We start from the raw sequence: 22,468 nt of genomic DNA, 5'->3' as shown, positions 1-22,468 counted from the left end.
CGCACGCGGGGCCCGCGCGGCCCTGTCACGGCATGCGGGGATTGGAGTTCATCGTCGCGCCGCGCGCATGCCCCAATTGGAGGAGAAACGCCGCGCGGCGCTACGAGAGGTCGACGCGCGGCCAGTCGAAGCGCTTCCTGGTCGCGCCCTCCTCGAGCACCAGCAGGTCGGTCGACAGCGCGGCCGACCAGCCCTCGGCGCATCGCTCGAAGCGCAGCAGGCCGTAGCCCGATCCACGCTGCGGCAGCTCGCCATCGATCGCCTCGAGCCGCAACGTGCGACCGTCGGGCAATGAAAGGTCCTCGTCGAGCCACAGATCGCCGGGCGAGCAGTTGGCATACGGCAGGGGCGCGTAGAAGGCCGGCGCGAGCATCACCGCGCCGACGCGCACGCCATCCACCGTGACCGCGCCCGAGAAGCTCAGGTGGTAGTCGCCCGAGATGCAGGCGAAGCGCCCCGGCACCGCATCGGCCAGTCGGCCCAGCAGCTCGGCGCGTTCTGCCGGCGCGGCCTGCATCGAGTCCGGCGGGCCGGGATTCGCGGGATCGCAGCCCGGCACCAGCCCCGGCAGCAGCACGCTGCCCGTGAGCAGGCAATGGAAGGCGTCGCTGTCGCGGCCCTCCTCCACCCAGGCGTGGAAGGCCGCGCGCGCCTCGTCCGACAGCGTGCGCACCGCGACCGGCTTGCCCGGCGCGCTGTGCCGGGCGGCCTTGCGCCAGCGTCGCGTGTCGGCCACGAAGAAGCGCACGCCGCCGCGCTCGTAGCGCGCGAAGCCGAAGCGACGCATGCTCTCGCTGCCGTGCATCAGCTGGTAGGCGGTCAACGCGTTCTGCGCGGCCTGCAGCGCATGTTGCTCGCGCAGGCGGCTGTAGCCGCGGCGCGCGAGATGCGGCTTGAACAGCGAGCGGGCCAGCGGGTAGTTGTCGGTGAACTCGTGGTCGTCCACCGTGCACACCGACGGCACCCGCGCCAGCAGTTGCTGCAAGGCGCGCCGCGTGAAGGCCCGCTGGTGCCGGTCGGTGTAGCGCTCGACGGGATTGGTCGAATCGATGATGCCGCCGGTCGCGTCGGCATAGATCTGGTCGCCGAGCATGAACAGCATCTCGGGGCCACCCGCTCCCAGCTTGCGCACGGTCTTCAACAAGCGCTCGAACGAGGCCGAGGCCGGTTCGCTGTCGAAGGAGAAGCCCGGGTAGCTGCAGCTGCCGATGGCGATGCACAGCGCGCCCTCGCGCGCGGCCAGCATGCGCGGCCTGAGGCGGATCCAGCGGTGTTCCGCCAGCGGTGCATTGCGACGCTGGTGCGACAGCGAGGCGGGAAAGGGCCCGCGCCCCACCTCGCGCTCGCGCACCGCCGCTTCCGCCGCGAAGCGGATCGAGCCCTGCAGCGCCATCAGCTCGGCCGCCTCCGCGGCGGCCGAGAACGCCACCGGCGGCCCTTCCACGACCTCATCGGGCAGCCGCTGCAGTGGCCGGCTCGCGGTCCGTGCATCGAGCGCCGGTGCGTGCGAGACGCACTCGATGCGCGCGCGCTCCCACGTCCCGCCCTCGGGCAGCGGAATGCTGCCGCAGGCCACGCGGATCGCGCTGCTGCCATCGGTGCGGCCCTGCGCGCTGCCGAGCACCCAGGGCCGCCGCGGCGGCGGCAGCAGGAAGCCGTCGCGCGCCACCATCGGCGCGGGAAAGTCGACGATCTCCAGCGGCACGCGATAGAGACGCGGCCCCAGGTGCACGATGGCGCTGGCCGCCAGCCCGCGGCTGAGCAGCGCGTCGGCGGCGGTGTCGTCGACCACGAAGGCCACGCGCACGCCGCGCGACGGGCCCGGCGGCATGGCGCAGTACAGGGCCAGTTGCGGGTCGACGTCCATCGGCTCCATCGGCCCGACCCAGGGGCCGGCCCGCGGAAAGCGCACCTCGTGGTTCGGATGCGGGCTCGCCGGCGGGATGTCCTCGTCGACGCCGGGCGCGGCGACGGCCGGCCCATGTTCGCGCGATCCCCAGGCCTGGTTCAGCAAGGCCGCCAGCCGTTCGTAGGGACTGGCCTCGCCGTCGACGCGATCCATCGCCGCCTGGCCGATCAGCGGATCGAGGTGGCCATGGCCCGCGATCAGGTCGCACATGTGCGGCGGCTGCCCCTCGGTCGCCTTGCCGAACAGCGGCACCCAGTCGGGATGGATCTGCGCGAACTGCAGCGACGAGCGCAGCGCCCCTTCCTTGTCGAACAGCTCGTTCTCGCAGCCGTGCACGAAGCGGATCGGCAGCGCCATGTGGCGCGCGATCGCGCTGTCGTTGGCGTAGACGTTGAAGCCGTCCTCGCTGACCAGCCGCTCGTATTCGACGAAGCGCGCCGCATGCGCGAACACGCGCACCGAGGCGTTGCCGAACAGCTTGGGCAGTTCGCGGTGGGTCCGGGCGTTGAGGTTGCGGTGCTTGAACAGCTCGGCGTCGAGGAAGCGCACGCGCCTGCAGGTCGCGCAGTCGTCGTCGTGCGGCCGGCCCAGCGTGCCCTCGCCCGGGCAGTGCTCGCCGGGCGGCACCGGCAGCGCCGCGAACAGGCGGTCGACCAGCGATTCGACCAGCGACTCCACCGGCCCGCGCACCGCCAGCGGCACCGTGGTGCGGCCCGCCAGGTTGCGGATGAAGGCCGGCAGCCAGGTCTTGCCCTGCGAGGAGCGCGAGCCGACCGTGAACAGGTGCGTCTGCGCGCTCACCAGGCCCGCGAGCTTCGGCAGCAGCGGACGCACGCCGGTGGCCGACACGTAGCCGGCGCTCTCGATCGGATAGGACAGCCGCCCCGCCAGCAGCGCCATCTGGAAGGCCGCCGCGCCGAGGCACTGGCCGAAGGCATGGAGCTGCAGCGGCAGCCCGGCCTCGGGACCGACGACCCGGTCGCGCTCGTTGCGCAGCAGGTCGAGCACGAAATCGACCGCCTCCGGGATGTCGACCATCGCGACCTGGTCGGCGGTACCCGGCTCCTGCGAGGCCCGCGAACGCGGGCTCAGCCGGGTGTCGAGCACCCAGACCTCCCAGCCCAGGCCATACAGGTGCTCGGCGAAGTTCTGCGTCGTGCCCTTGAAGGTGAAGGTGTGGCCCGACATGCCGAAGGCATGGGTCAGCAGCACCGAGCGCGCGCGCCGCACGGGCACGCCGCACCACTGGCCGTCCAGGAACTCGGGCAGCCCGTCGGCGCCGGGCCGCCGGTAGCGCCACAGCCGAAGCTGCACGTTCTCCACGGCCTCGGTGCCGTCGTCGCTCGACGAGCGGCCGCGCCGCACCCACAGCGAATGCGCCTGCGGATGGACGTCGCCCTGCGTGCCGCCGCAGGCCTCGCCGCGCAGCTTCAGGTCCTCGCGGCTGGCGACGTCGACCAGCGGGCTGCCGCTGTAGTCGGGCAGCCGGAAATCGAGCATGCGCGACTGCAGCGCGAAGCGCGCGAGCAGCGCCGGATAGGCCACCAGCGTGCCCATCGCCGAGCTGGCGTCGGCGCCGCCGAGCAGTTCGATCGGGGTATCGCGCACCGCGCGCGCCACGTCGAACGCGAAGTGCGCTTTCGCCACACGGTTGCGCCACGGCGACCACCAGGGTGCCGGCCGGTCGTCGGCATCGAGCGTGATGACCGGGCAGGTGAGCTGGGTGAACAGGTCGGGCCGCAGGTCGGCCGGCACGGCCTTGCCCGGACGGTCGTCGGCCCACCGCCATTGCCACAGCCGCCGCGCGCCATGCCCCACGAGCTGCGGCCAGCTCGCGGCATAGACGACCTCCTTGGTGCCGCGCAGCCGCAGCCGCCGGACCGGATCGGGCCGAGGCACGCCGCCCGGGCGCAGCGTCAGCCCGAGGTCGTACTCCACATGCCGATCTCGGTGGCGGCCCACCAGGCCCAGAACATGTTGCGGCTGCGCTCGAGCGTGATCTCGGTGTCGCCACGCCGCCAGTCGAGGTAGCCGCGCAAGATGAACCAGGTCAATACCGTGCGCGGCAGGCTGGCGATGCGCCGCAGGGTCGCGAGCGGACCGCCTGGCTCCACCGCGAGGATGGAGACCGCGCCGCCGCGGATCTTGTAGCTGACGAAGCGCTCGCTGGCCGGCCTGGCATCGGGGGCCGCGCCTTCGACCAGGGGTTCGAAGCGCAACAGCCCGCGCACGCCCGTGAAGCGATGCCGTGCATCGCTCCACAGCTGCTGCCAGTCGAAGGTGTGCATGCTGACCACCATGTCGCAGTCGGCGGTCGGCGTGCCCAGCATGCGGCGCAGCGGACCCTGCAGCGGCAGCGCGCGGCACTCCAGCCGCTCGCGCGCGCGGGCCTCGACCCGCATCGGCCCGGGCCGCGACCAGCCCGCGGTGGAGCGCGGCAGGCCGCGCTGCGGCACGGGCGTCGGCGTGGCGGTCGGGCCGGCGACGCGCAGCCCGGGCGCCAGGTGCGCCATCGCGCGTTCCGCCAGCGCGGTGATGGTCCACAGCGGATTGCAGCCCAGCGAGGTCGGGACGATCGAACCGTCGAGCACGTAGAGGCCGTGCCAGAGTTCGTTGTCGCCGCGCCAGACCCGCCCCAGGTGGTCGACCACGCCCGAGTCGTGGTTGTCGCCCATCGGGCAGCCGCCGAGCGGATGCACCGTCATCGCGAGCGCATCGGGCTTCGGCCCGGACAGCAAGGTCGCGGCGCCCGGCGGCAGCGCCTGCCAGGTCGGCAGGTGCAGGTGCACGCCGTCGCGCCTCGTGCCCGCATCGAACATGCGCTGCTGCGCGGCGTAGGTGGGCGCCTCCTGCGGCCGCGGCCAGTAGGGGGCGATGCCGTCCATCTCGGACACCCAGACCGCCCGTCCCTGCGAGCTGTCGTGGCCCATCGCCAGCAGCAGCTGGCTGTGGGCGGCGAGCTCGGGCGAGGCGGCCAGCGGATCGATGCCGCGGCCGTGCGCGCGCGGCGATGGCGCGCGCGCGCCGATGTGGCGCAGGGTCCAGGCGATGGCCAGCATCTCCTCGTACAGGCGCGACAGCGGGCCGGGCACCGCGCCGTCCTGCAGCATCACGCGCTCCTGCAGCGGCGGCCGGTCGTCGCCGCTGCCGCGCAGGTCGAGCAGGGTCGTGATCGTCGGTCCCACGGGCCGGCCGGCCTGGGCCTCGGGGAGCGCGCCGCGGCCCACGTTGTCCACCGGCGTCTCGAGGTCGGCGATCACGCTCACGCTGTCGCCGTTCGCGCTCACGCGCGTGCCCAGCGTGGGCGACAGCGTGAAATGCTCGTGCACCTTCTGCGAACGCATCAGCAGCTCGGTGCTGCCGAAGGTGCCGGCCGCGACCACCACCAGCGCGGCCTCGAAGCTGCGGCCGTGCTGCGTCACCAGGTCGGCCATGTTGCGCAGGTCGCGGCTGCGTTCGGTCTCCACCGCGGTGAAGCGCCAGCGGCCGGTCTTGCGCTGCGGCTCGAGGGCATAGACGGTGCAGCGGCTCACGAACTGCACGCCCAGCTCGCCGGCCTGCTTCAGGTAGGTGGTGGGCAGGGTGTGCTTGGCGCCGGGCGTGTTGCAGCCGGTGAAGCAGTCGCCGCAATGGCTGCAGCGCGCCGGGTCGATGGTCAGCGTTGCCGCGTGCACCCGTGGCGCGTGCTTGCGCAGCGTCTTGTCGCGCTGCAGCGTCTCGCAGAGCTTCGCCAGCGCCTGCGACTTGGGCAGCGGTTCGGCCTCGGCGCCGTCCGCGGTGCGGATCGAGAAGCGCGTGCCCTGCAGCTGTTCCCTGGCGCGCGCGAAGGCCGACGGCAGGCGCAGGCCGGGCCTGTCGTCGTCGAGCGCATGGCGGATCTGGGCCGGCCACGCGGGCTGGGCGAAGACGTCGTCGTCGGGCTGCACCAGCACGCCGGCATTGATCAGGCTGCCGCCGCCGAAACCGTTGGCCACCAGCGAAGCCATGCCCGGCCCGACACGCCATTCGAACAGGCCGCAGGGGCTGCCCATCGGCCCCTGCGGGCCCTGGAAACGCAGGTACTTGGGCAGCTGGCCCACGTCGTTGGCGAACTCGCCCGGCAGGAACTCCGAGCCGCGCTCGAGCAGCACCACGCGCCGGCCGGCCTGCGCGAGCCGCAGCGCGGCCACGCTGCCGCCATAGCCCGAGCCGATCACGACGGCATCGAGCTGCAGCGGCTCGGGAGGCTTCCATTCGTCGAAGGGAATGGACAGCGGCTGCGCGGTGGGCGAGGACATGGGACGGCGGGAAACGGGAGAGAGGAAATCGTGGCCCGCCGACGGTGGACCTGGGGGGCGAATACGGACTCAGAGCAAGGCGCGCACCTGCCTCGCGAGCTGGACTTCGTCCACCGGCTTGTGCATCAGCGGCCGGCCGGTGCGGGTCGCCTGCTCGATGCGCGCGGGGGCCGTGTCGCCCGTGATGAAGACGATCGGCAGGTCGGGCGCATCGCGGTTCAACCGCGCCGCCGTGGAGATGCCGTCCTCGCCACCGCGCAGGCGCAGGTCGCACAGGCACAGCTGCCAGTTGCCGGGCGGCCCGAGCGCGAGCGCGGCATGCAGGCCGTCGGCGGTGTCCACGTCGGCGCCCCAGGTCTGGAGCAGCGCGCTCAGGCTGTTGCTCACCATCTGCTCGTCGTCGATCACCAGCACGCGCCGGCCGCGCAGATCGGGCATCGGCACCGAGGGGCGCGGCCGCAGGTCGGATTCGTCGGGCGCGCGCGTGAACAGCGCGGGAATGGTCAGCGTGAACTTCGAGCCCTTGCCGGCCGCCGATTCCACCTTCACCTCGCCGCCGAGCATGTGGATCAGCCGGCGCACGATCGACAGCCCGAGGCCGAGGCCGCGGGCCCGGTCGCGCTCCTGGTTGTCGACCTGGAAGAACTCTTCGAAGATCAGCGTCTGGTGTTCGGTCGCGATGCCCTGGCCGGTGTCTTCCACCTCGAAGCGGATCACCGGACCGACGATGTGGGCGCGGATCGCGATCAGGCCCGAGGTGGTGAACTTCACCGCATTGCCCACGATGTTGCGCAGCGCGCGCTCGAGCAGCACCGGGTCGGTCTGGGCCACGAAAGCGCCGCCCTCCACTTCCACCCGCACGTTGCGCCCGGCCAGCATGGCGCGCGCCTCGGTGCCCTGGCGCGCCAGCATCTGGCCGATGTCGACCGCCTGCGCGCGCGGCTGCACCGCGCCGGCATCGAGGCGCGACATGTCGAGCAGGTTGTCGAGCAAATCGCCCAGCACGCGGCTGGCCTCGGCGATGCTGCGCGCGATCTGGCGTTGCTCGTCGGTCTCGGCGTTGTGCGTCAGCACCGCCGTGTAGAGCGCGAGCGCCTGCGCCGGCTGGCGCAGGTCGTGGCTGGCATTGGCCAGGAAGCGCGACTTCGAGACGCTCGCCTCCTCGGCCACGTGGCGCGCCTCCTCGGCCTTGCCGCGCTCCTCCTCGGCGACCACGCGCATCCGCTCGGCCTGCTCGCGCTGCGCGTCGGCCTCGAAGCGGATCAGCACCGAGCGCTCGAACACGCTCGCCAGATAGGTCGAGAAGCGCGCCATCACCACCGCGTACATCAGCAGCGACAGCACCACCGCCCAGGCACGCGGACCGCCGTGCAGCCCCCAGCCCAGCGCCACCAGCGGCACGCCGACCAGCAGGAAGCACAGGTAGCCGCGCGCGAAGGAGGCATAGGTGGCGGCCCCGCCGGCCGCGGCGAGCAGCACGATCACGGTCAGCGCGAGCCGCGACTCGTCGGGCAGCACGCCGAAGAACATCACGGGCAGCAGCCCGATCCAGATGCCGTTGACCAGCGCGATGTAGAAGAACTTGCTCAGCGCCGCGGCGTCGCGCGGCTCGCGGTCGCTCAGCAGGCGCGCGCCCAGCCGCATGCGGTAGGCGTTGGCGCCGATGAACAGCGCCAGCCAGGCTCCGATCAGCACCCACGACACGTGCCGCGCGAGGATCGCAGAGACGAAGGAGCAGCCGACCAGCAAGCCGAGGACGGCGTTGCGCGACTGGGTCGCGAGCAACCCGACCTGCTCGGCGACCAGCGCCGCGGCCCGGTTCCTCATCCGGCTTCCATCGCGCGCCAGCCGAGGCGGGAGAGCTCGTACATGGCCTGGGTGCGGCTGTGGACGTCGAGGATCTCGAACACCACCTTCAGGTGCGACTTCACGGTGGTGTCGGAGATGTTGAGCTCGCGCGCGATCGCCTTGTTCGACTTGCCGTGGGCCAGGCGCAGCAGCACTTCCTCCTGACGCGGCGACAGCCGCAGGCTCGCGAGCCGGTCGGCCGGCGAGGGCTCGTCGGTGCGCGGAGGCTCGAGGCACACCGGCGGCACGTAGATGCCGTCGTCGAGCACCACGCGCAGCGCCTGCATCATGGTCGCCGGGTCGAGCGACTTCTTGACGTAGCCCATGGCGCCGTCGTCGATCGCGCGGCGCACCGTGTTGGGGTCTTCGTTGGCCGACAGCACGACCACCGCCTGCTCGGGGAACTGGCCGCGGAACAGGTGCAGCGAGTCGAGCTCGCGCATGCCGGGCATCTCGAGGTCGAGCAGCACGATGTCGAACGGGCCATGCGTGCGCATGGCCGCGATCGCATCGTGGATGTCGGCGGTCTGGTGCACGCCGATCTTGGGGTCGAGCGAGCGCAAAAGAAGTGCCACGCCCTCGCGCACGAGGCCGTGATCGTCAACCAGCAGGATTCTCATCAACCGTTCCCATTCAACTCCGCCTTATTTTCCCAGGCCCGGAATTGTGGAAGCAGTACGCTGGTAGTACAAGCCCGGGGGAACTCCTCCTTTAGAGGGATCGACATTCCCCGGGGCTTAAGAAGGCATCGCGCCCTTCAGGATCGCCGCGCGCAGGTCGGCCGGGATCTCGATTGCCTTGTGGGTTTCCAGCGAAGTGGTCACCAGCACCTGGCCGACCTGCATGCGCACTTCGCCCGACACCGGCTCGAAGCAACGCAGCCGCAGGCTCAGGGAACGCGAACCGAGCCGCTCGACCGCCAACCCCAGCGCCACCCGGTCGCTCATGCGGCTCACGGCGCGGAAATCGGCCTCGAGCTTCACGGTCGGCAGGCCGACGCGGCGGCCGGTGACCAGCGCGTCGTAGCCGATGCCGAGCTCCTCGTTGACCCAGTCCTCGACCAGCCCGTTGAGCATCACGAAGTACTGCGGGTAGAAGACGATGCCGGCCGGGTCGCAGTCCGAGAAGCGGATCAGCCGCGGCCGGCTGAATTCGGCGAAGCGCGGCGCGGGCATCTCGGCCATCGCTCAGCCCTCCTCGCCCGCGGGTTCGCTGCGCATCACGTGCACGCGCAGCTCGCCGAGCTGGGCATGCATCTGTTTGATGGTCTTCATGTCCAGGCCCGAGAACATCTCGAGGATCCATTGCTCGTGCTCGCTCGCCATCGCCTCGAAGCCGGCGCGGCCCTTGGGCGTGAGGCTCACGATCCAGGCCCGGCGGTCCTCGGGGCTGGGCGCGCGCGCCACCACGCCCTCGCGCTCCAGCTCGTCGGTGAGGCCGGTGACGTTGCCGCCGGTCACCATCAGGTAGCGCGAGAGCACGCGCATCTTCAGCCCTTCCTTGTGGCGGTAGAGCTGCGCCATGTAGTCGAAGCGCGCCAGCGAGATGCCGAAGCGCTCGCGCAGCCGGCGCCGGATCTCGGCCTCGATCTGGGTGGTGCTGGCCAGCATGCGCAGCCACAGCTTGAGGGCCGCATGGTCCTCGGTGCGCGCGCGCGCCTCGTGGCCCAGTTCCTCCGCGTCGCTCAGCGCGGCATGCGAGGCATCGTTGTGCTTCATGTGACCTCCCCGCCCGAGACCGAGATCGACTGCCCGTTGACCGAGGCGGCGCCCTCGCCGCACAGCCAGCGCACCGCGTCGGCCACCTCCGAGGGCTGCACGATGCGGCGCTGCGGGTTCACGCTCGAGAACTCCGCCAGCGCGTCGGCCTCGCTGCGGCCGGTCTTGCCGACCACGTTGGCGACGCTGTTGCGCAGGATGTCGGTGTCGGTGTAGCCCGGGCAGACCGCGTTCACCGTCACGCCCTTGCGCGCCACCTCGAGCGCCAGCGAGCGCGTCAGCCCGATCACGCCGTGCTTGGCCGCCGTGTAGGCCGCGACGTAGGCATAGCCCTTCTGCCCCGCGGTGCTCGCGATGTTGACGATGCGGCCCCAGCCGGCCTCGAGCATGTCGGGCAGCGCCGCCTGGGTGCACAGGAAGCTGCCCGTGAGGTTGACCGACAGCATGCGCTGCCAGAGCTCGACCGAGGTCTTGAGGAAAGGCGCGCTCTCGGCCGCGCCCGCGTTGTTGACCAGGATCGCGAGCGGCCCGAGCGCGGCGCGCGCCTGCGCGAAGGCCTGCTGCACGGCCGCCGGGTCGGCCACGTCGGCCGCCACCACGCGGTGCGAGGCGGCGGCGGGCAGCGTGTCGGCCACGCGCTGCAGCGCCTCGCGGTCGCGCCCCAGCAGCGTGAGCACCGCGCCCTCGGCCGCGAGGGTGCGCGCGATCTCGGCGCCGATGCCGCGCGCGGCCCCCGTGACCAGGGCATGGCGGCCGGAAAGAGAATTTGCTTGCATGGCAATAATATTTAGTCCTAAACCATTCTAGCGTTTTGCCGCCCTGGACATCGGCCACAGGCCTAGGTACGCCGCGCCGGCTGCCGGTCCCAGGTGCCGGTCGTCACGCCGCGCTCGCGCAGCTTGTACTTCTGGACCTTGCCGTTCTCGGTGCGCGGCAGGTCCTCGAGGATGTCGATGTAGCGCGGCACCGCGAAGTACGGCAGCCGCGCCTCGCAGAAGGCCGCAAGCTCGGCGGGCGCCACCGCCGTGCCGGGGCGCGCGATCAGCGCCGCCATCACCTCGTCCTCGGCCAGTTCCGAGCGCACCGGGTAGACCGCCACCGCCGCCACGCCCGGATGGCTCAGCAGCACCTGCTCGACCTCGAAGGAGGAGATGTTCTCGCCGCGCCGGCGGATCGCGTCCTTGAGCCGGTCGACGAAGCGGAACGCGCCGTCGGCCTCGCGCACCACGCGGTCGCCGGTGTGGAACCACAGGTTGCGCCAGGCCTCGACGGTCTTGGCCGGCATGTTGAAGTAGCCGCTGGCGAAGGCATGGGGCTCGCTCGCGCGCAGCAGCAGCTCGCCGGCCTCGCCGTCGGGCAGTTCCACGTCGTGCGCGTCGGCCACGCGCGCCTCGAAGCCCGGGCGCACCCAGCCCATCACGCCGCCGCGCGGCGAATCGGGCGCGGTGCTGATGACGAAGTTGGTCTCGGTCGAGCCGTAGCCCTCGAGCAGCCGCACGCCCGTGCGCGCCAGGAAGCTCTGCATCGCATGCGCCGGCACGCCCGGGCCCAGGCCCACGCGCACCCGGTGCGCGCGCTCGCCCGGCCCCTCGGGCTGCGCCAGCAAGATCGGCACCATCGCGCCCAGCAGGTAGACCACCGTGGCCTCGTGCGCGCGCATCGCCTCCCAGAAGCCCGAGGCCGAGAAGCGCGCCTCGAACACCACGCGGCAGCCGGTGATCGCGGCCTGCGCGAAGGTGTTGAGCGCATTGATATGGAACAGCGGCAAGGTGGTGCACAGCACGTCGTCGGCGCCCACGCCGAGCACGGCCGCGCTGTTCACGCCCCACCAGTAGTACTGCGCATGCGGGCAGGTCACGCCCTTGGCCGGGCCGGTGGTGCCCGAGGTGTAGAGGATCGCGAGCGTGTCGCCCGGCTGCACCTCGGCCGCGGCGATCGCCTCGCCATCGGCCGGCCAGGCCTTGACCTCCACGCCCTCGAGCGCGATCTCGCCCTCGCCGATCACCCACACCGTGCGCAGCGCGGTGCGCGCGAGGTCGACGCCGGCCAGCCGGTCGAGGAAGGCGCTCTCGATCACCAGCAGCCGCGCCGCGCTGTCGGCCAGGAAGTATTCGATCTGCGGCGCCATCGAGGCGGTGTTGATCGGCACCATCGCAGCACCCAGCCAGCCGCAGCCGCCGAGCGTCTCGAGCACCTCGAGGCGGTTGCCGCTCATCAGCGCCACGCGATCGCCGCGCGCCACGCCCGCCGCGGCCAGCGCGCCGGCGCGCGATGCGGCGGCCGCGCGCGCATCGGCATGTGCCCATTGCCGTCCGGCGATCGACAGCAGCGGCTTGTCGCCGAACAGCGCCGCCTGCCGCTCGAGCATCGCCGGCAGCGTGCGTCGCGCGGGCGGCAGCGCGTGCGGCTCAGTCTTCATCGTGCGTACCCCCGCCGAGGTAGGTCGCCTGCACGCGCGGATCGCAGGCCAGGTCCTGCGAGGCGCCATCGAGCGCGATCTCGCCCGTTTCCAGCACGTAGCCGTGGTCGGAGGATTCGAGCGCCGCGCGCGCGTTCTGCTCCACCAGCAGGATCGACACGCCGTCCTCGCGCAGCTTGCGCACGATCGCGAGGATGTCGCGCACGATCAGCGGCGCCAGCCCCAGGCTGGGCTCGTCGAGCATCAGGAGGCGTGGCGAGGACATCAGCGCGCGCCCCACGGCCAGCATCTGACGCTCGCCGCCCGAGAGCGTGTCGGCGCGCTGCGCGCGGCGCTCGGCCAGCCGCGGGAAGCGGTCGTACACGCCCTGCAGCCGGCTCTTGAGCACACTGCCGCGCAGCCGGCGCGAGAAGGCGCCGAGCTGCAGGTTGTCGAGCACCGAGAGCTCGCCGAACAGCTCGCGCTTCTCGGGCACCAGGCACAGGCCGCGCTCCACGCGCGCCTCCACGTCCAGGCCGTGCAGGTCCTCGCCCTCGAAGCGCAGCACGCCCTTCGAGGGCAAGAGGCCCATCGCGGCCGCGAGCAGCGTGGTCTTGCCGGCGCCGTTGGGGCCGATCACCGAGACGATCTGGCCCGGTTGCATCGCGAGCGACACGCCACGCACCGCGTCGACCTGGCCGTACGAGACATGCAGGTCGCCGATCTCCAGCATCGGGGTCGTCGCGCTCATGCCACGCTCCCCAGGTACGCCGCCTGCACCCGCTCGTCGGCACGCACCGCGGCCGGCGCGCCCTCCACCAGCTTGGCGCCGAAGTTCATCACCACCAGGCGGTCCACGAGTTTCATCACGAAGTCCATGTCGTGTTCGACGATCAGAATGGTCACGCCCTCGTCGCGCAGCTTGCGCAGCAGCTCGCCCAGGGCCATCTTCTCCTTGCGGCGCAGGCCGGCCGCGGGCTCGTCGAGCACCAGCAGCACCGGGTCGGCCGCGAGCGCACGCGCGATCTCGAGGATGCGCTGCGTGCCCAGCGGCAGGCTGCCCGCGAGCTCGTGCGCGCGATCGCCCAGGCCGATGCGCTCGAGCTGGCGCTGCGCCTCCTGCAATATCTGCCGCTCCTCCGCGCGATCGAGCCGCAGCCCCGCGCGCAGCACGCCCGAGCGCGTGCGCGAGTGCGCGCCCAGTGCCACGTTGTCGAGCAGGCTCATCTGCGGGCGCAGCTTCACGTGCTGGAAGGTGCGCGCCAGCCCGAGCCGCGCCACCTCGCGCTGCGGCATGCCGGCGATGTCCTGGCCCAGGAAGCGCACGCTGCCCGAGCTCATCGGCAGGGTGCAGGTCAGCAGGTTGAACATGGTCGACTTGCCCGCGCCGTTGGGCCCGATCAGGCCCACGATCTCGCCAGCCGCCACGTCGAAGCTCACGTCGTTGACCGCCACCAGCCCGCCGAAGCGCTTGACCGCGCCCTGCACCGAGAGGATCGGCGTGCCGCGCGCCGGCAGCGCGCGGTGCGGCAGCGGCTCGACGGCCGCCAGCGGCGCCGCGGATGGGCGTACCGCTCCCGGGCCCTTGCGCGCGCGCAGCCGCCGCACGAAGCCCATCAGCCCGCCGCGCGCGAAGTGCAGTAGCGCGATGAACAGCACCGCGAAGGCCACCGCCTCGAGCTGGCCGGCGCGCTGGGTGATCAGCGGCAGCACGTCCTGCAGCCCGTTCTTGAGCACCAGCACCAGGCCCGCGCCCACCAGCGCGCCGACCAGGCTGCCGAGCCCGCCGGCCACCGCCATCAGCAGGTACTCGATGCTCGCGCGCACGTCGAAGGGCGAGGGGCTCACGAAGCGGTTCATGTGCGCATAGAGCCAGCCCGCGAGCCCGGCGAACAGCGCCGCCGTCACGAACAGCGACAGCCGCACGCGGTAGGCATCGGCGCCCACGCTCGCCAGCAGGGTCGCGCCGCCGCGCAGGCTGCGGATCGCGCGGCCGGGGCGCGAGCGCAGCAGGTTGTGGCTGAACAGGAAGGCCAGCCCGACGATCGCCCAGATCAGGTAGTACATGGCGCGCGGATCGGCCAGCGACCAGCCGCCGATGAAGAGCGGCGGTATGTTCGACAAGCCGGTGTGGCGGCCCAGCGCGTCGACGTTGCCGAACAGCATCGCGATCGACAGCCCCCAGGCGATGGTCGACAGCGGCAGGAAGTGCCCGCCCAGGCGCAGCGTGAGCAGCCCGATGGCCAGCGCCGAGAGGCCGGTCAGCAGCAGCGCGAACAGCAGGCCGATCCACGGCGAATAGCCCTGGGTTGTGCTGAGCCAGGCCGTGGCGTAGGCCGCGATGCCGACGAAGGCCGCCTGCCCGAAGGAGGTGGCGCCGCCCACGCCCGTGAGCAGCACCAGCCCGAGCGCGACCAGCGCGCCGATGCCGATGTCGTTGAGCAGCGAGACGGTGAAGCTGCCGAACAGCGCCGGCACCACGGCCAGCGCGGCGATCACCACGGCGCAGAGGATCATCGGGCGGCGGCTCATTGGTCCACCTCCTCTTCTTCCTCTTCCACGTGCCGCGCCATGAACGAGCGCAGCATGAGCACGGGGATCAGCAGGCTGAAGACGATCACGTCCTTGAGTGCGCCGCTCCAGAACGAGGCGAAGCTCTCGACCACGCCGACGGCCAGCGCGCCGATGGCGGTCATGGGGTAGCTCACGAGCCCGCCGATGATGGCGGCCACGAAGGCCTTCAGGCCGATGATGAAGCCCGAGTCGTAGTACATGGTGGTCACGGGCGCGATCAGCACGCCGATCAGCCCCGCCAGCAGCGAGGCGCAGCCGTAGGCCAAGAGCGCGGTGCGCGCGGGCCGGATGCCGACCAGCCGTGCGCCGACGCGGTTGACGGCCGTGGCGCGCAGCGCCTTGCCCATCACGGTGCGTTCGAACACCAGGAAGAACAGGCCGCTGAGCACGATCGCCGAGCCCACCATCAGGATCACCTGGCCGCTGACGGTGAAGCCGTCGCCCAGCGTGAGCGTGCCCGAGGCCAGCGGGCTGGTGCGCGAGCCTTCCGGCCCGAAGAACAGCAGGCCCAGGCCCGACAGCAGGAAGTGCAGCGCGAGCGAGACGATCAGCAGCACCAGCACCGAGGCATCGGCGATCGGCTGGAACACCACGCGCGCCAGCAGCGGCGCCACCGGCACCACCAGCAGCACCGACACCGCGAGCTGCACCGGCGCCGGCACGCCGGCGCTCGCCGCGGCCCAGGCGATGGCGCAGGGCACCAGCGGCAGCACGCCCCAGGCCACCACGGCCTTCGGAATGCGCCGCGCCTCGCCGCGCCGGATCAGGCTGCCGACCTCGGTCAGCACGGCCAGCGCCGCGAGCACGGCCACCAGGCCGATGGTCGGCGGCAGCTTGCCGGTCTCGAAGGCCGCCAGCGTCAGCGCGGCGAAGGCCGCGATGTCGCCGAAGGGCACGAAGACCACCCGGGTCACCGAGAAGATCAACACCAGGCCGAGACCGGCCAGCAGGTAGATGGCCCCGTTGGCCAGCCCGTCGATGCCCAGGATGAGGGCCACGTCCCAGGTCATTGCACAGTCCTTCGCTTCGTCATCGCTCTCGCTTCTCGCTTGCTTTGGGTGGATGGAGGATGGAGGACGCCGCGCTCAAGGCGCCAGCTTCCACTGGCCCTTGTCGAGCTTCACGATCACGCGCGCGCGCTGGTCCACGCCGTAGAGATCGCCGGGCTTGAAGTTGTAGACGCCGTGCGTGCCCACGACCTCCTTGGTGCTGAAGATCGCGTCGCGCAGCGCGACCCGGAACTCGGGCGTACCGGCCTCGGCCTTCGTGAGCGCGCGCGCCGCCGCATCGGCGAACACCAGGTAGCCGTCGAAGGAATAGGCCGAGAAGGCGTCGCTGGTGGGCGCGTTGTTGACCTTCTGGAAGATGCTGCGGAACTCGAGGCCGATCTTGCGCGTGGGATGGTCGGCCGGCAGCTGCTCGGCGACGATGATCGGGCCGGTGGGCATCAGCGCGTCCTGGCCGGCAGCACCGACCACGCGCACGAAGTCGGGGTTGATCAGCCCGTGCTGGCCGTAGACCTTGCCCTTGAAGCCGCGCTCCTGCAGCGCGAGAAAGGGCAGCGCGCCCGGCGTGCCGGCGCCGCCGGTCATCACGGCCTCGGGCTTCATCGCGAGCAGCTTCAGCACCTGGCCCGTGACCGAAGCGTCGGCGCGCGCATAGCGCTCGTTGCCCAGCACCTGGATGCCGGCGGCCGGCGCGGCCTTCATCAGCGCGTTGTAGACCAGGTCGCCCCAGGCGTCGGAGAAGCCGATGTAGCCGACCGACTTCACGCCGTCCTTCTTCATGCGCTCGACCACCGCATCGATCATCAGCTGCGTCGGCTGCGCCACCGTCATCACCCAGCCGTTCTCGGCCGGGTCGAGCAGAATCGGCGTGAGCCCGATCATCGGCACCTTGGCATCGCGCCCGACCTGCGCCATTGCGATCGCGGCCGGCACGCCCGAGGTACCCATCAGCACGTCGACCTTCTCCTCGTCCACCAGCTTGCGCGCATTGCGGCCCGCGGTGGTCGGGTCGGAGCCGTCGTCGAGCACGATCAGCTGCACCTTGCGGCCGTTGATCTCGCCCTTGTAGGCCAGCGCGGCCTGCATGCCCTTGGCATAGGGCACGCCCAGCGAGGAGTTCGGGCCCGACAGCGACACGCTCAGGCCGACCTTGAGGTCGGCCGCGAAGGCGGCGGCGCCGAGGCCGGCGGCCAGCGCGAGCACGGCGGCGTGGCGAAGGGACTGCATCAAGCGGGTCATGTCGAAGCTCCTGGAGGAAAGGGTGGGGAGTGGAACGAGGAAGGGAACTAGATGAAAAGCTGGATAGCGGGCAATGCCTGGCCCGGGTTGAGCAGGTCGACGCGCTTCTCGCGGATGCGCCAGCCGTCTTCGATGCGCACCAGCCGATGGCGGTAGCTGCCGGTCAGCAGCACCTGCGATTCGCCCCGCGCCTCGATGTAGATGAAGGGAGTGCGCAGCACGGCCTCGCCGTCTTCGCCGGCCTCCGGCACCGAGCGCTGCAGCACATGCTGGCAATGGCTCGCGGGATGCTGCGAATGCGCGCGCGGGTTCTTCAGCCGGTCGACGCGCAGTTGCAGCAGCAGCCGGTCCTCGCAGGCGATGGCGTTGTGGCTGCGCGGATCGGCCTGCGCCGCGCCGAGCAGCGGCACCCAGTAGAGGCATTCGGCGTCGTACAGCGCGAGCCAGTCGTCGAAGCGGCGCGCGTCGAGCAGCGCGGCCTCCCGCACCACCAGGTCGATGGCGTCGTTCATGCACCCTCCCCCTGCTCGCCCATGAACTTCGCCCAGGCGCGGAACTGGTTGCGCATCAGCAGCTCGTTGGTGCCGTTGGTCTCGGCCGTTCCCTGCGCCAGTTCGGCCGGATCGAAGTCGCGGTGCAGGCTCACCCATTCGTTGCCCTCGCCGCGCAGGCCCTTCTGCATGCTCTCGAACAGGTGCACGTCGTCGTGCGCCACCACCGACATCGGCGAGAACACGAGCCGGTTGTAGTTCATCGAGCGCTCCAGCAGCAGCTCGGGCGCGCCCTCGGCGCGGAAGCTCCAGGCCTCGATCAGCGTGCGGTCGGCCGCGAGCGGGCGGATCACGCGGATCGCCTGCGGCGAGCCCTTGACCGAGAGGCTCGGGAACAGCACCGAGTTCTGCGGCGAGCGCTGCAGGATCTCGGTGGCGCGTTCCTCGCCGTGCGCGGCGCGCATCGCGGCCTCGTAGCCCGGCAGCTGCGCGTAGTTCGAGTGGATGCTGAAGTGGATGCCCAGCACGCTGTGGCCGTTGGGATAGACGCGCCCGCCCATGCGGTCGAAGAAGTCGTAGCCCGCGCCGAAGGGCAGGATCTGCTCCATCGCCATCGGCTTGGCCGCATCGGGCTCGGCCGCCGTGATGCCGGCCCACAGGCCCTCGGCGGCGGCGGTGGCCGATTCGTGCGTCGACATCGGATGCACCGTGTCGTTGATGTTCTCGAGGTACATCTTCCAGTTGCAGTGGACGATGTTGCGCAGCACGCCGCCGGCCACCGTGAGCCGGCCCTCGGGCGAGCGGTCGACCATGTTGTCGATGGCATGCAGCACGCCGCCGAAATAGTCCTCGAAGCTCGGGCCTTGCGGCGACAGGCGCACGAACACGAAGTCGCGGTAGACCGCGAGGCCCGCCACGGGCGACAGGCCGCGCCCCGACTCGCATTGCTCCAGGCCGGTGTTCTCGTAGCCCGACTTCAGCGGCAGCGCGAGCGGCGCGCCGTCGAGCTTGTAGGTCCAGGCGTGGTACGGGCAGCGAAAGAACTTGCCCGCGTTGCCGCGCTCGTCGCTCACGAGCCGGCTGCCCTTGTGGGCGCAGCGGTTGTAGAACACCCGCAGCGCGCCATCGGCCTGCCGCACCATCACCAGCGGCCGGCCCGCGAGCTCGAGCGTGTGGTAGTCGCCGGCCTTGGGCACCTCGCTCGCATGGCCCGCGAACAGCCAGGTGCGCGCGAAGAAGCGCTCCTGCTCGAGCGCGAACAGCTCCTCGCTCAGGTAAACGTCGCGGTGCACGCGCCGGTCCTCGACCAGCGCGCGGATCGCCTCGGGGTGTTCGCGGTAGCGGCTCATGGCGTGCGTCGGATGCGGGCGCTCAGGGCACCAGCTTCCACTGGCCCTTTTCCATGCGCACGATCACCACCGCGCGCTCGTCCGAGCCGTAGCGGTTGTCGGGCTTGAAGTTGTAGATGCCGTGCGTGCCGACCAGCTCCCTGGTGCTGTTGATCGCATCGCGCAGCGACGTGCGGTAGGCCGGCGTGCCCGGCTCGCCCTTGGCGCGCGCCGCGGCGCTGGCCAGCAGCAGGTAGGCGTCGTAGGTGTACGAGGAGAAGGCATCGACCGGCGCCGCGCCGTGCGCCTTCTGGTAGGCCGCGCGGAAGTCCATCGACACCTTGCGGATCGGGTTGGCAGCATCGAGCTGCTCGGCCACCAGCACCGGACCGCTGGGCACCTGCAGGCCTTCGATGGACTTGCCGCCCACGCGCACGAAGTCGGCGTTGATCAGGCCGTGCGTGCCGTAGATCTGGCCCTTGTAGCCGCGCTCGGCCAGCGCCAGGTAGGGCAGCGCGCCGGGCGTGCCCGAGTTGCCCGCGAACACCGCGTCGGGCCTGGCCGCCACGATCTTGAGCACCTGCCCGGCCACCGAGGAGTCGCTGCGTGCATAGCGCTCGTTCGCCACCACCTTGATGCCCGCGGCGGCCGCGCTCTTCATCAGCGAGTCGTAGGCGAGGTCGCCGAGCGCGTCGGAGAAGCCGATGAAGGCCACCGACTTCACGCCGGCCTGCTGCATGCGCTTGACCACCGCCGCCACCATCAGCTCGAAGGGCTGCGAGACCGAGACGGTCCAGACGTTCTCCGGCCCCGGCAGCGACACCGGCGTGGGCGAGATCAGCGGCGTGCCGAGCTCGCGCGCCACCGCCGCGATCGCCATCGCGCCGGGCACGCCCGAGGTGCCGATCAGCACGTCGACCTTGTCCTCGGTCACCAGCTTGCGCGCGTTGCGCCCGGCGGTGGTGGGATCGGAGGCGTCGTCGAGCACGATCAGCTCGACCTTGTGGCCGGCAATGGTCGGCTGCTGCGCGAGCGCGGCGCGGATGCCCTTCTCGTAGGGAATGCCGAGCGCCGAGACCGGGCCCGAGAGCGAGCTGATGACGCCGACCTTGAGGTCGGCGGCGGCGGCGCCGGCGACCATGCAGGCGGCCAGCACGGCGGTGGCCAGGCGGGGGAAGAGATGGGTCACGGGGGTGGTCCTTTCTGGGGGCGGGTCAGTAGCGCAGCGTGCGCGTGGATTCGAGGTCGGCGTCGAGCTGCGCCGGAGTGAGCCGCTCCGGCTTGCAGCCGAAGTCCTGGAACAGCGCGAGCTGGTCGCCGTAGTGCCTGTCGCGCCGGCCGGCCGGATCGACGAAGCCGCTCTGGCCCGGCGCGGCCACCGAGCACATGCCGACCGCGCCCGGGCGCAGCACCACCCGGTAGCTCAGCGTGCCGCGGTTCATGTAGGGGCTGGTCTCGGGCTGCTCGTCGGCACCGGCCCAGGGCACGCCGATCGCGTTGATGCTGGAGAAGCGGTGCCGCACCACGGGCGTGGTCCAGCGCGCCATGTCCGGGCCGCGCGCGGCCGACAGCTCGGCCACCGCGTCGGCCAGTGCCGCGCGCACCAGCGCCTGCGGGTCCTGCCCATGCAGGAAGTCGATGCGCTGCGGCACGCCCGAGGCCGGGCCCGCGAGCGCATTCCAGATCAGCTTGGACACCGCGGCCGGCTGCACGCTGCCCGGTGAGCCGCGCGGCGTGAGCGTGGGATAGCCGAGGTTGGCGTAGTTCGCGAGCACCGGCGCCGGCAGGTCCTGCGACAGCAGCCGGCGGCCCATGGCGGCGAGCCAGGCGCGCAGCACGGTGGTGGCGTTGTCGGCATAGACCGCGTCGCCGGGCGCGGCCCGGTTCTTGAAGTCCCAGCGCGCCAGCAGATCGGCGGCACGGCGCACCGGATCGTTCTGCGGCAGCCGCGCCGCGGCCTCGACGATCTTCGGCACGAAGTAGCGCGCGTTGAGGTCGGCCAGCGCGGCGTTCTCGTTCACGCGCCAGACCTGGTCGGCGTCGAGCCTCGCGTCGCCCTGCAGCTGCGCATGGATCTCCGCCACGCGGTCGACGTGCGAGAAGTTCGCGCCGTCGGCGCGCAGGCCCGCGGCGATCTGGTTGTTCCAGCTCGCGAGATAGCCCTGCGCCGGGTTGAAGCTGCGCGGATTGGCCTCGAAGGGCAGCAGGCCCTGCCACTCCATGCTGCCGTCGCCGCGCGCGGGAAAGCGGATGTCCTGCGTGGCCGGCCGGCGCGGCTGGCTGCCCAGGCCGGCGACGCCGATGTTGCCCGCCACGTCGGCATAGAACCAGGTGATGGAGGCGCTGACCCGCGCGCCCTGCGCGAGGAACTGCGGCCAGTCGCGCGCACGGGCCGCCTGGGCCCAGCCCAGCATGGTCTCGACCTCATGGCCCTGCCAGCTGCTGCGCACGGTGTAGGCGCGCTGGTTGGGCAGGTCCCAGCTCTGCACGAAGCCGTGCACGGTCGAAAGGACCTCGATGCGGCGCGGCGCCTCGCCCTTGACGCGGATCTCGTCGACCCGCCGCGTCATCGGCCGCCAGGCGCCCTGGTAGCGGTAGCTGTAGCGGTCGGCGGGCGACAGCTCTTCCTGGTAGCTGTCGTTGGTGTCCAGCGAGCCCACGGTCGAGCCCCAGGCGATGGTGCCGTTGGTGCCGAACAGCACCGGCAGCAGGCCCACGGGCGTGAGGCCGGTCAGGTCGTAGCCCGCGCCGTGCAGGCCGATGCCATGCACGAAGGACGGATTGTTGAAGCCCTGCTGCGGCCCGTTGTAGAGCACCGCCACGCCCTCGCGGGTGCGGCCGGGCCCGAGCACCCAGGCATTGCTGGCGGTCGGCATCTGCTCTGCCGCCGCGAGGCCCAGGCGCGCGACCTGCGTCGCGCGGAAGTCGGCGGCCGCCACGGGCGACAGCGGTGCGAGCGCCGCGTCGCCGGGCTCGGCGCGCGCGCTCGTGCGCGGGGACGGCACGCCGCGCGGCACGATGGTGGGCGCGGTCGGATCCTCCAGCCAGCGCAACTGCTCGTAGAGCTGCAGGCCCGCCGCGTCGCCGCGCGCCGCCTTGAGCTGCTGCAGCAGCGAGAGGTTCGCGACCTCGGCCGTGCCGGCGAAGAAGCGGTTGAGGATCAGCCCGATCCAGACCAGCGCCACGTCGTCGGCGGACCAGGCCGTGGGCACGAAGCCGTTGTCGATGAACTGGCGCGGCATCAGCCGCACGCGGTCGGCCAGCACTTCGCGGATGCGCGCGTTGACGCCGGCCGCATAGCCCTCGAACAGGGCGCGGTCGTCGGTGCCCAGCGCATCGATCTGGCGCCGGATGCTCGCCGGGTCGATGTTCGAGCGCGTGGCGGTGTCGACCGCCACGTAGTCCGGCCCGAGCACCTCGGCCACGCTGCCGTTGCCCGAGCGCCTGGCCATCTCGAGCTGGTAGAGCCGGTCCTCGGCCACCGCATAGCCGAAGCCGTAGAACAGGCCGTAGGTGGTGCCGGCGTAGACGTGCGGCACGCCGTGTCCGTCGCGCTTGATCGTGACCTCGCCGGCCGGCGGCGCCTGCGTGGCGCAGCCGGCCAGCCAGGCCGCGGCCAGCAGCGCGCCGGCCACGGTCCGGGCGCGCGGGCGGTGCGAAGCGATGGCGTTCATCGGCG

Annotated in this window: 16 protein-coding genes; all 16 read right to left on the bottom strand. The window is 71.7% G+C overall.

Annotation, left to right across the window (positions count from 1 at the left end; genetic code table 11):
• Positions 1-100: 100 nt before the first annotated feature.
• The 16 genes from AC1HIL_RS12575 to AC1HIL_RS12500 all read right to left on the bottom strand — a co-directional run bounded on the left by AC1HIL_RS12575 (position 101) and on the right by AC1HIL_RS12500 (position 22,463).
• Positions 101-3,847: an alkaline phosphatase D family protein gene (locus AC1HIL_RS12575; protein WP_479672758.1), complete on the bottom strand. Its 3,747-nt coding sequence runs from the start codon at positions 3,845-3,847 to the stop codon at positions 101-103.
• Positions 3,826-6,186, bottom strand: a complete 2,361-nt coding sequence (locus AC1HIL_RS12570) for an FAD-dependent oxidoreductase (RefSeq protein ID WP_479672757.1) — start codon at positions 6,184-6,186, stop codon at positions 3,826-3,828. The genes AC1HIL_RS12575 and AC1HIL_RS12570 overlap by 22 nt, the downstream gene beginning before the upstream one ends.
• Before the next feature lie 69 nt (positions 6,187-6,255).
• The gene (locus AC1HIL_RS12565) at positions 6,256-8,013 is read right to left on the bottom strand and encodes an ATP-binding response regulator (protein ID WP_057590608.1); all 1,758 of its coding nucleotides are present in this window, start codon (positions 8,011-8,013) and stop codon (positions 6,256-6,258) included.
• On the bottom strand, positions 8,010-8,654 hold the full coding sequence (locus AC1HIL_RS12560) for a response regulator (RefSeq protein ID WP_064262281.1): 645 nt from the start codon (positions 8,652-8,654) through the stop codon (positions 8,010-8,012). Before AC1HIL_RS12560 ends, AC1HIL_RS12565 begins: the two co-directional genes overlap by 4 nt.
• Positions 8,655-8,771: 117 nt before the next feature.
• Entirely contained in the window at positions 8,772-9,218 is a 447-nt protein-coding gene (locus AC1HIL_RS12555; protein WP_479671910.1) for an acyl-CoA thioesterase, read from the bottom strand.
• Positions 9,219-9,221: 3 nt separating this feature from the next.
• A complete protein-coding gene (locus AC1HIL_RS12550; protein WP_479671909.1) occupies positions 9,222-9,752 on the bottom strand; it encodes a MarR family winged helix-turn-helix transcriptional regulator in 531 nt (176 codons plus the stop codon).
• Positions 9,749-10,528: an SDR family NAD(P)-dependent oxidoreductase gene (locus tag AC1HIL_RS12545; protein ID WP_057590612.1), complete on the bottom strand. Its 780-nt coding sequence runs from the start codon at positions 10,526-10,528 to the stop codon at positions 9,749-9,751. The genes AC1HIL_RS12550 and AC1HIL_RS12545 overlap by 4 nt, the downstream gene beginning before the upstream one ends.
• Positions 10,529-10,590: 62 nt before the next feature.
• Positions 10,591-12,171 carry an ATP-dependent acyl-CoA ligase gene (locus AC1HIL_RS12540; RefSeq protein WP_479671908.1) on the bottom strand — a complete coding sequence of 527 codons (1,581 nt, stop codon included), beginning with the start codon at positions 12,169-12,171 and terminating at the stop codon, positions 10,591-10,593.
• Positions 12,161-12,901: an ABC transporter ATP-binding protein gene (locus tag AC1HIL_RS12535; RefSeq protein WP_296730512.1), complete on the bottom strand. Its 741-nt coding sequence runs from the start codon at positions 12,899-12,901 to the stop codon at positions 12,161-12,163. The genes AC1HIL_RS12540 and AC1HIL_RS12535 overlap by 11 nt, the downstream gene beginning before the upstream one ends.
• Complete coding sequence (locus AC1HIL_RS12530; RefSeq protein ID WP_479671907.1) at positions 12,898-14,682, bottom strand: branched-chain amino acid ABC transporter ATP-binding protein/permease; 1,785 nt, start codon at positions 14,680-14,682, stop codon at positions 12,898-12,900. The genes AC1HIL_RS12535 and AC1HIL_RS12530 overlap by 4 nt, the downstream gene beginning before the upstream one ends.
• Positions 14,679-15,734, bottom strand: coding sequence for a branched-chain amino acid ABC transporter permease (locus AC1HIL_RS12525; RefSeq protein WP_479671906.1), 1,056 nt, complete (start codon positions 15,732-15,734; stop codon positions 14,679-14,681). Before AC1HIL_RS12525 ends, AC1HIL_RS12530 begins: the two co-directional genes overlap by 4 nt.
• 75 nt (positions 15,735-15,809) lie before the next feature.
• The gene (locus tag AC1HIL_RS12520; RefSeq protein WP_409976486.1) at positions 15,810-16,970 is read right to left on the bottom strand and encodes an ABC transporter substrate-binding protein; all 1,161 of its coding nucleotides are present in this window, start codon (positions 16,968-16,970) and stop codon (positions 15,810-15,812) included.
• Between the two features lie 47 nt (positions 16,971-17,017).
• On the bottom strand, positions 17,018-17,482 hold the full coding sequence (locus AC1HIL_RS12515; RefSeq protein ID WP_075123354.1) for an aromatic-ring-hydroxylating dioxygenase subunit beta: 465 nt from the start codon (positions 17,480-17,482) through the stop codon (positions 17,018-17,020).
• Positions 17,479-18,810 (bottom strand): aromatic ring-hydroxylating dioxygenase subunit alpha, encoded by a 1,332-nt coding sequence (locus tag AC1HIL_RS12510; protein WP_479671905.1) that lies wholly within the window; start codon positions 18,808-18,810, stop codon positions 17,479-17,481. Before AC1HIL_RS12510 ends, AC1HIL_RS12515 begins: the two co-directional genes overlap by 4 nt.
• 22 nt (positions 18,811-18,832) lie before the next feature.
• Positions 18,833-19,930 (bottom strand): ABC transporter substrate-binding protein, encoded by a 1,098-nt coding sequence (locus AC1HIL_RS12505; RefSeq protein ID WP_261208792.1) that lies wholly within the window; start codon positions 19,928-19,930, stop codon positions 18,833-18,835.
• Positions 19,931-20,003: 73 nt separating this feature from the next.
• Complete coding sequence (locus AC1HIL_RS12500) at positions 20,004-22,463, bottom strand: penicillin acylase family protein (RefSeq protein ID WP_479671904.1); 2,460 nt, start codon at positions 22,461-22,463, stop codon at positions 20,004-20,006.
• Between the last annotated feature and the right edge of the window lie 5 nt (positions 22,464-22,468).

It is taken from the genome of Variovorax sp. ISS6 (assembly GCF_056523145.1).
The sequence above is the reverse complement of the archived record's forward strand: the minus strand, read 5'-3'. Positions and strand labels throughout refer to the sequence as shown.

Excerpts from the sequence above, each read along its gene's own strand:
- AC1HIL_RS12570 (WP_479672757.1), bottom strand. The coding sequence starts at position 6,186 with ATGTCCTCGCCCACCGCGCAGCCGCTGTCCATTCCCTTCGACGAATGG.
- AC1HIL_RS12565 (WP_057590608.1), bottom strand. The coding sequence starts at position 8,013 with ATGAGGAACCGGGCCGCGGCGCTGGTCGCCGAGCAGGTCGGGTTGCTC.
- AC1HIL_RS12560 (WP_064262281.1), bottom strand. The coding sequence starts at position 8,654 with ATGAGAATCCTGCTGGTTGACGATCACGGCCTCGTGCGCGAGGGCGTG.
- AC1HIL_RS12555 (WP_479671910.1), bottom strand. The coding sequence starts at position 9,218 with ATGGCCGAGATGCCCGCGCCGCGCTTCGCCGAATTCAGCCGGCCGCGG.
- AC1HIL_RS12550 (WP_479671909.1), bottom strand. The coding sequence starts at position 9,752 with ATGAAGCACAACGATGCCTCGCATGCCGCGCTGAGCGACGCGGAGGAA.
- AC1HIL_RS12545 (WP_057590612.1), bottom strand. The coding sequence starts at position 10,528 with ATGCAAGCAAATTCTCTTTCCGGCCGCCATGCCCTGGTCACGGGGGCC.
- AC1HIL_RS12540 (WP_479671908.1), bottom strand. The coding sequence starts at position 12,171 with ATGAAGACTGAGCCGCACGCGCTGCCGCCCGCGCGACGCACGCTGCCG.
- AC1HIL_RS12535 (WP_296730512.1), bottom strand. The coding sequence starts at position 12,901 with ATGAGCGCGACGACCCCGATGCTGGAGATCGGCGACCTGCATGTCTCG.
- AC1HIL_RS12530 (WP_479671907.1), bottom strand. The coding sequence starts at position 14,682 with ATGAGCCGCCGCCCGATGATCCTCTGCGCCGTGGTGATCGCCGCGCTG.
- AC1HIL_RS12525 (WP_479671906.1), bottom strand. The coding sequence starts at position 15,734 with ATGACCTGGGACGTGGCCCTCATCCTGGGCATCGACGGGCTGGCCAAC.
- AC1HIL_RS12520 (WP_409976486.1), bottom strand. The coding sequence starts at position 16,970 with ATGACCCGCTTGATGCAGTCCCTTCGCCACGCCGCCGTGCTCGCGCTG.
- AC1HIL_RS12515 (WP_075123354.1), bottom strand. The coding sequence starts at position 17,482 with ATGAACGACGCCATCGACCTGGTGGTGCGGGAGGCCGCGCTGCTCGAC.
- AC1HIL_RS12510 (WP_479671905.1), bottom strand. The coding sequence starts at position 18,810 with ATGAGCCGCTACCGCGAACACCCCGAGGCGATCCGCGCGCTGGTCGAG.
- AC1HIL_RS12505 (WP_261208792.1), bottom strand. The coding sequence starts at position 19,930 with ATGGTCGCCGGCGCCGCCGCCGCCGACCTCAAGGTCGGCGTCATCAGC.
- AC1HIL_RS12500 (WP_479671904.1), bottom strand. The coding sequence starts at position 22,463 with ATGAACGCCATCGCTTCGCACCGCCCGCGCGCCCGGACCGTGGCCGGC.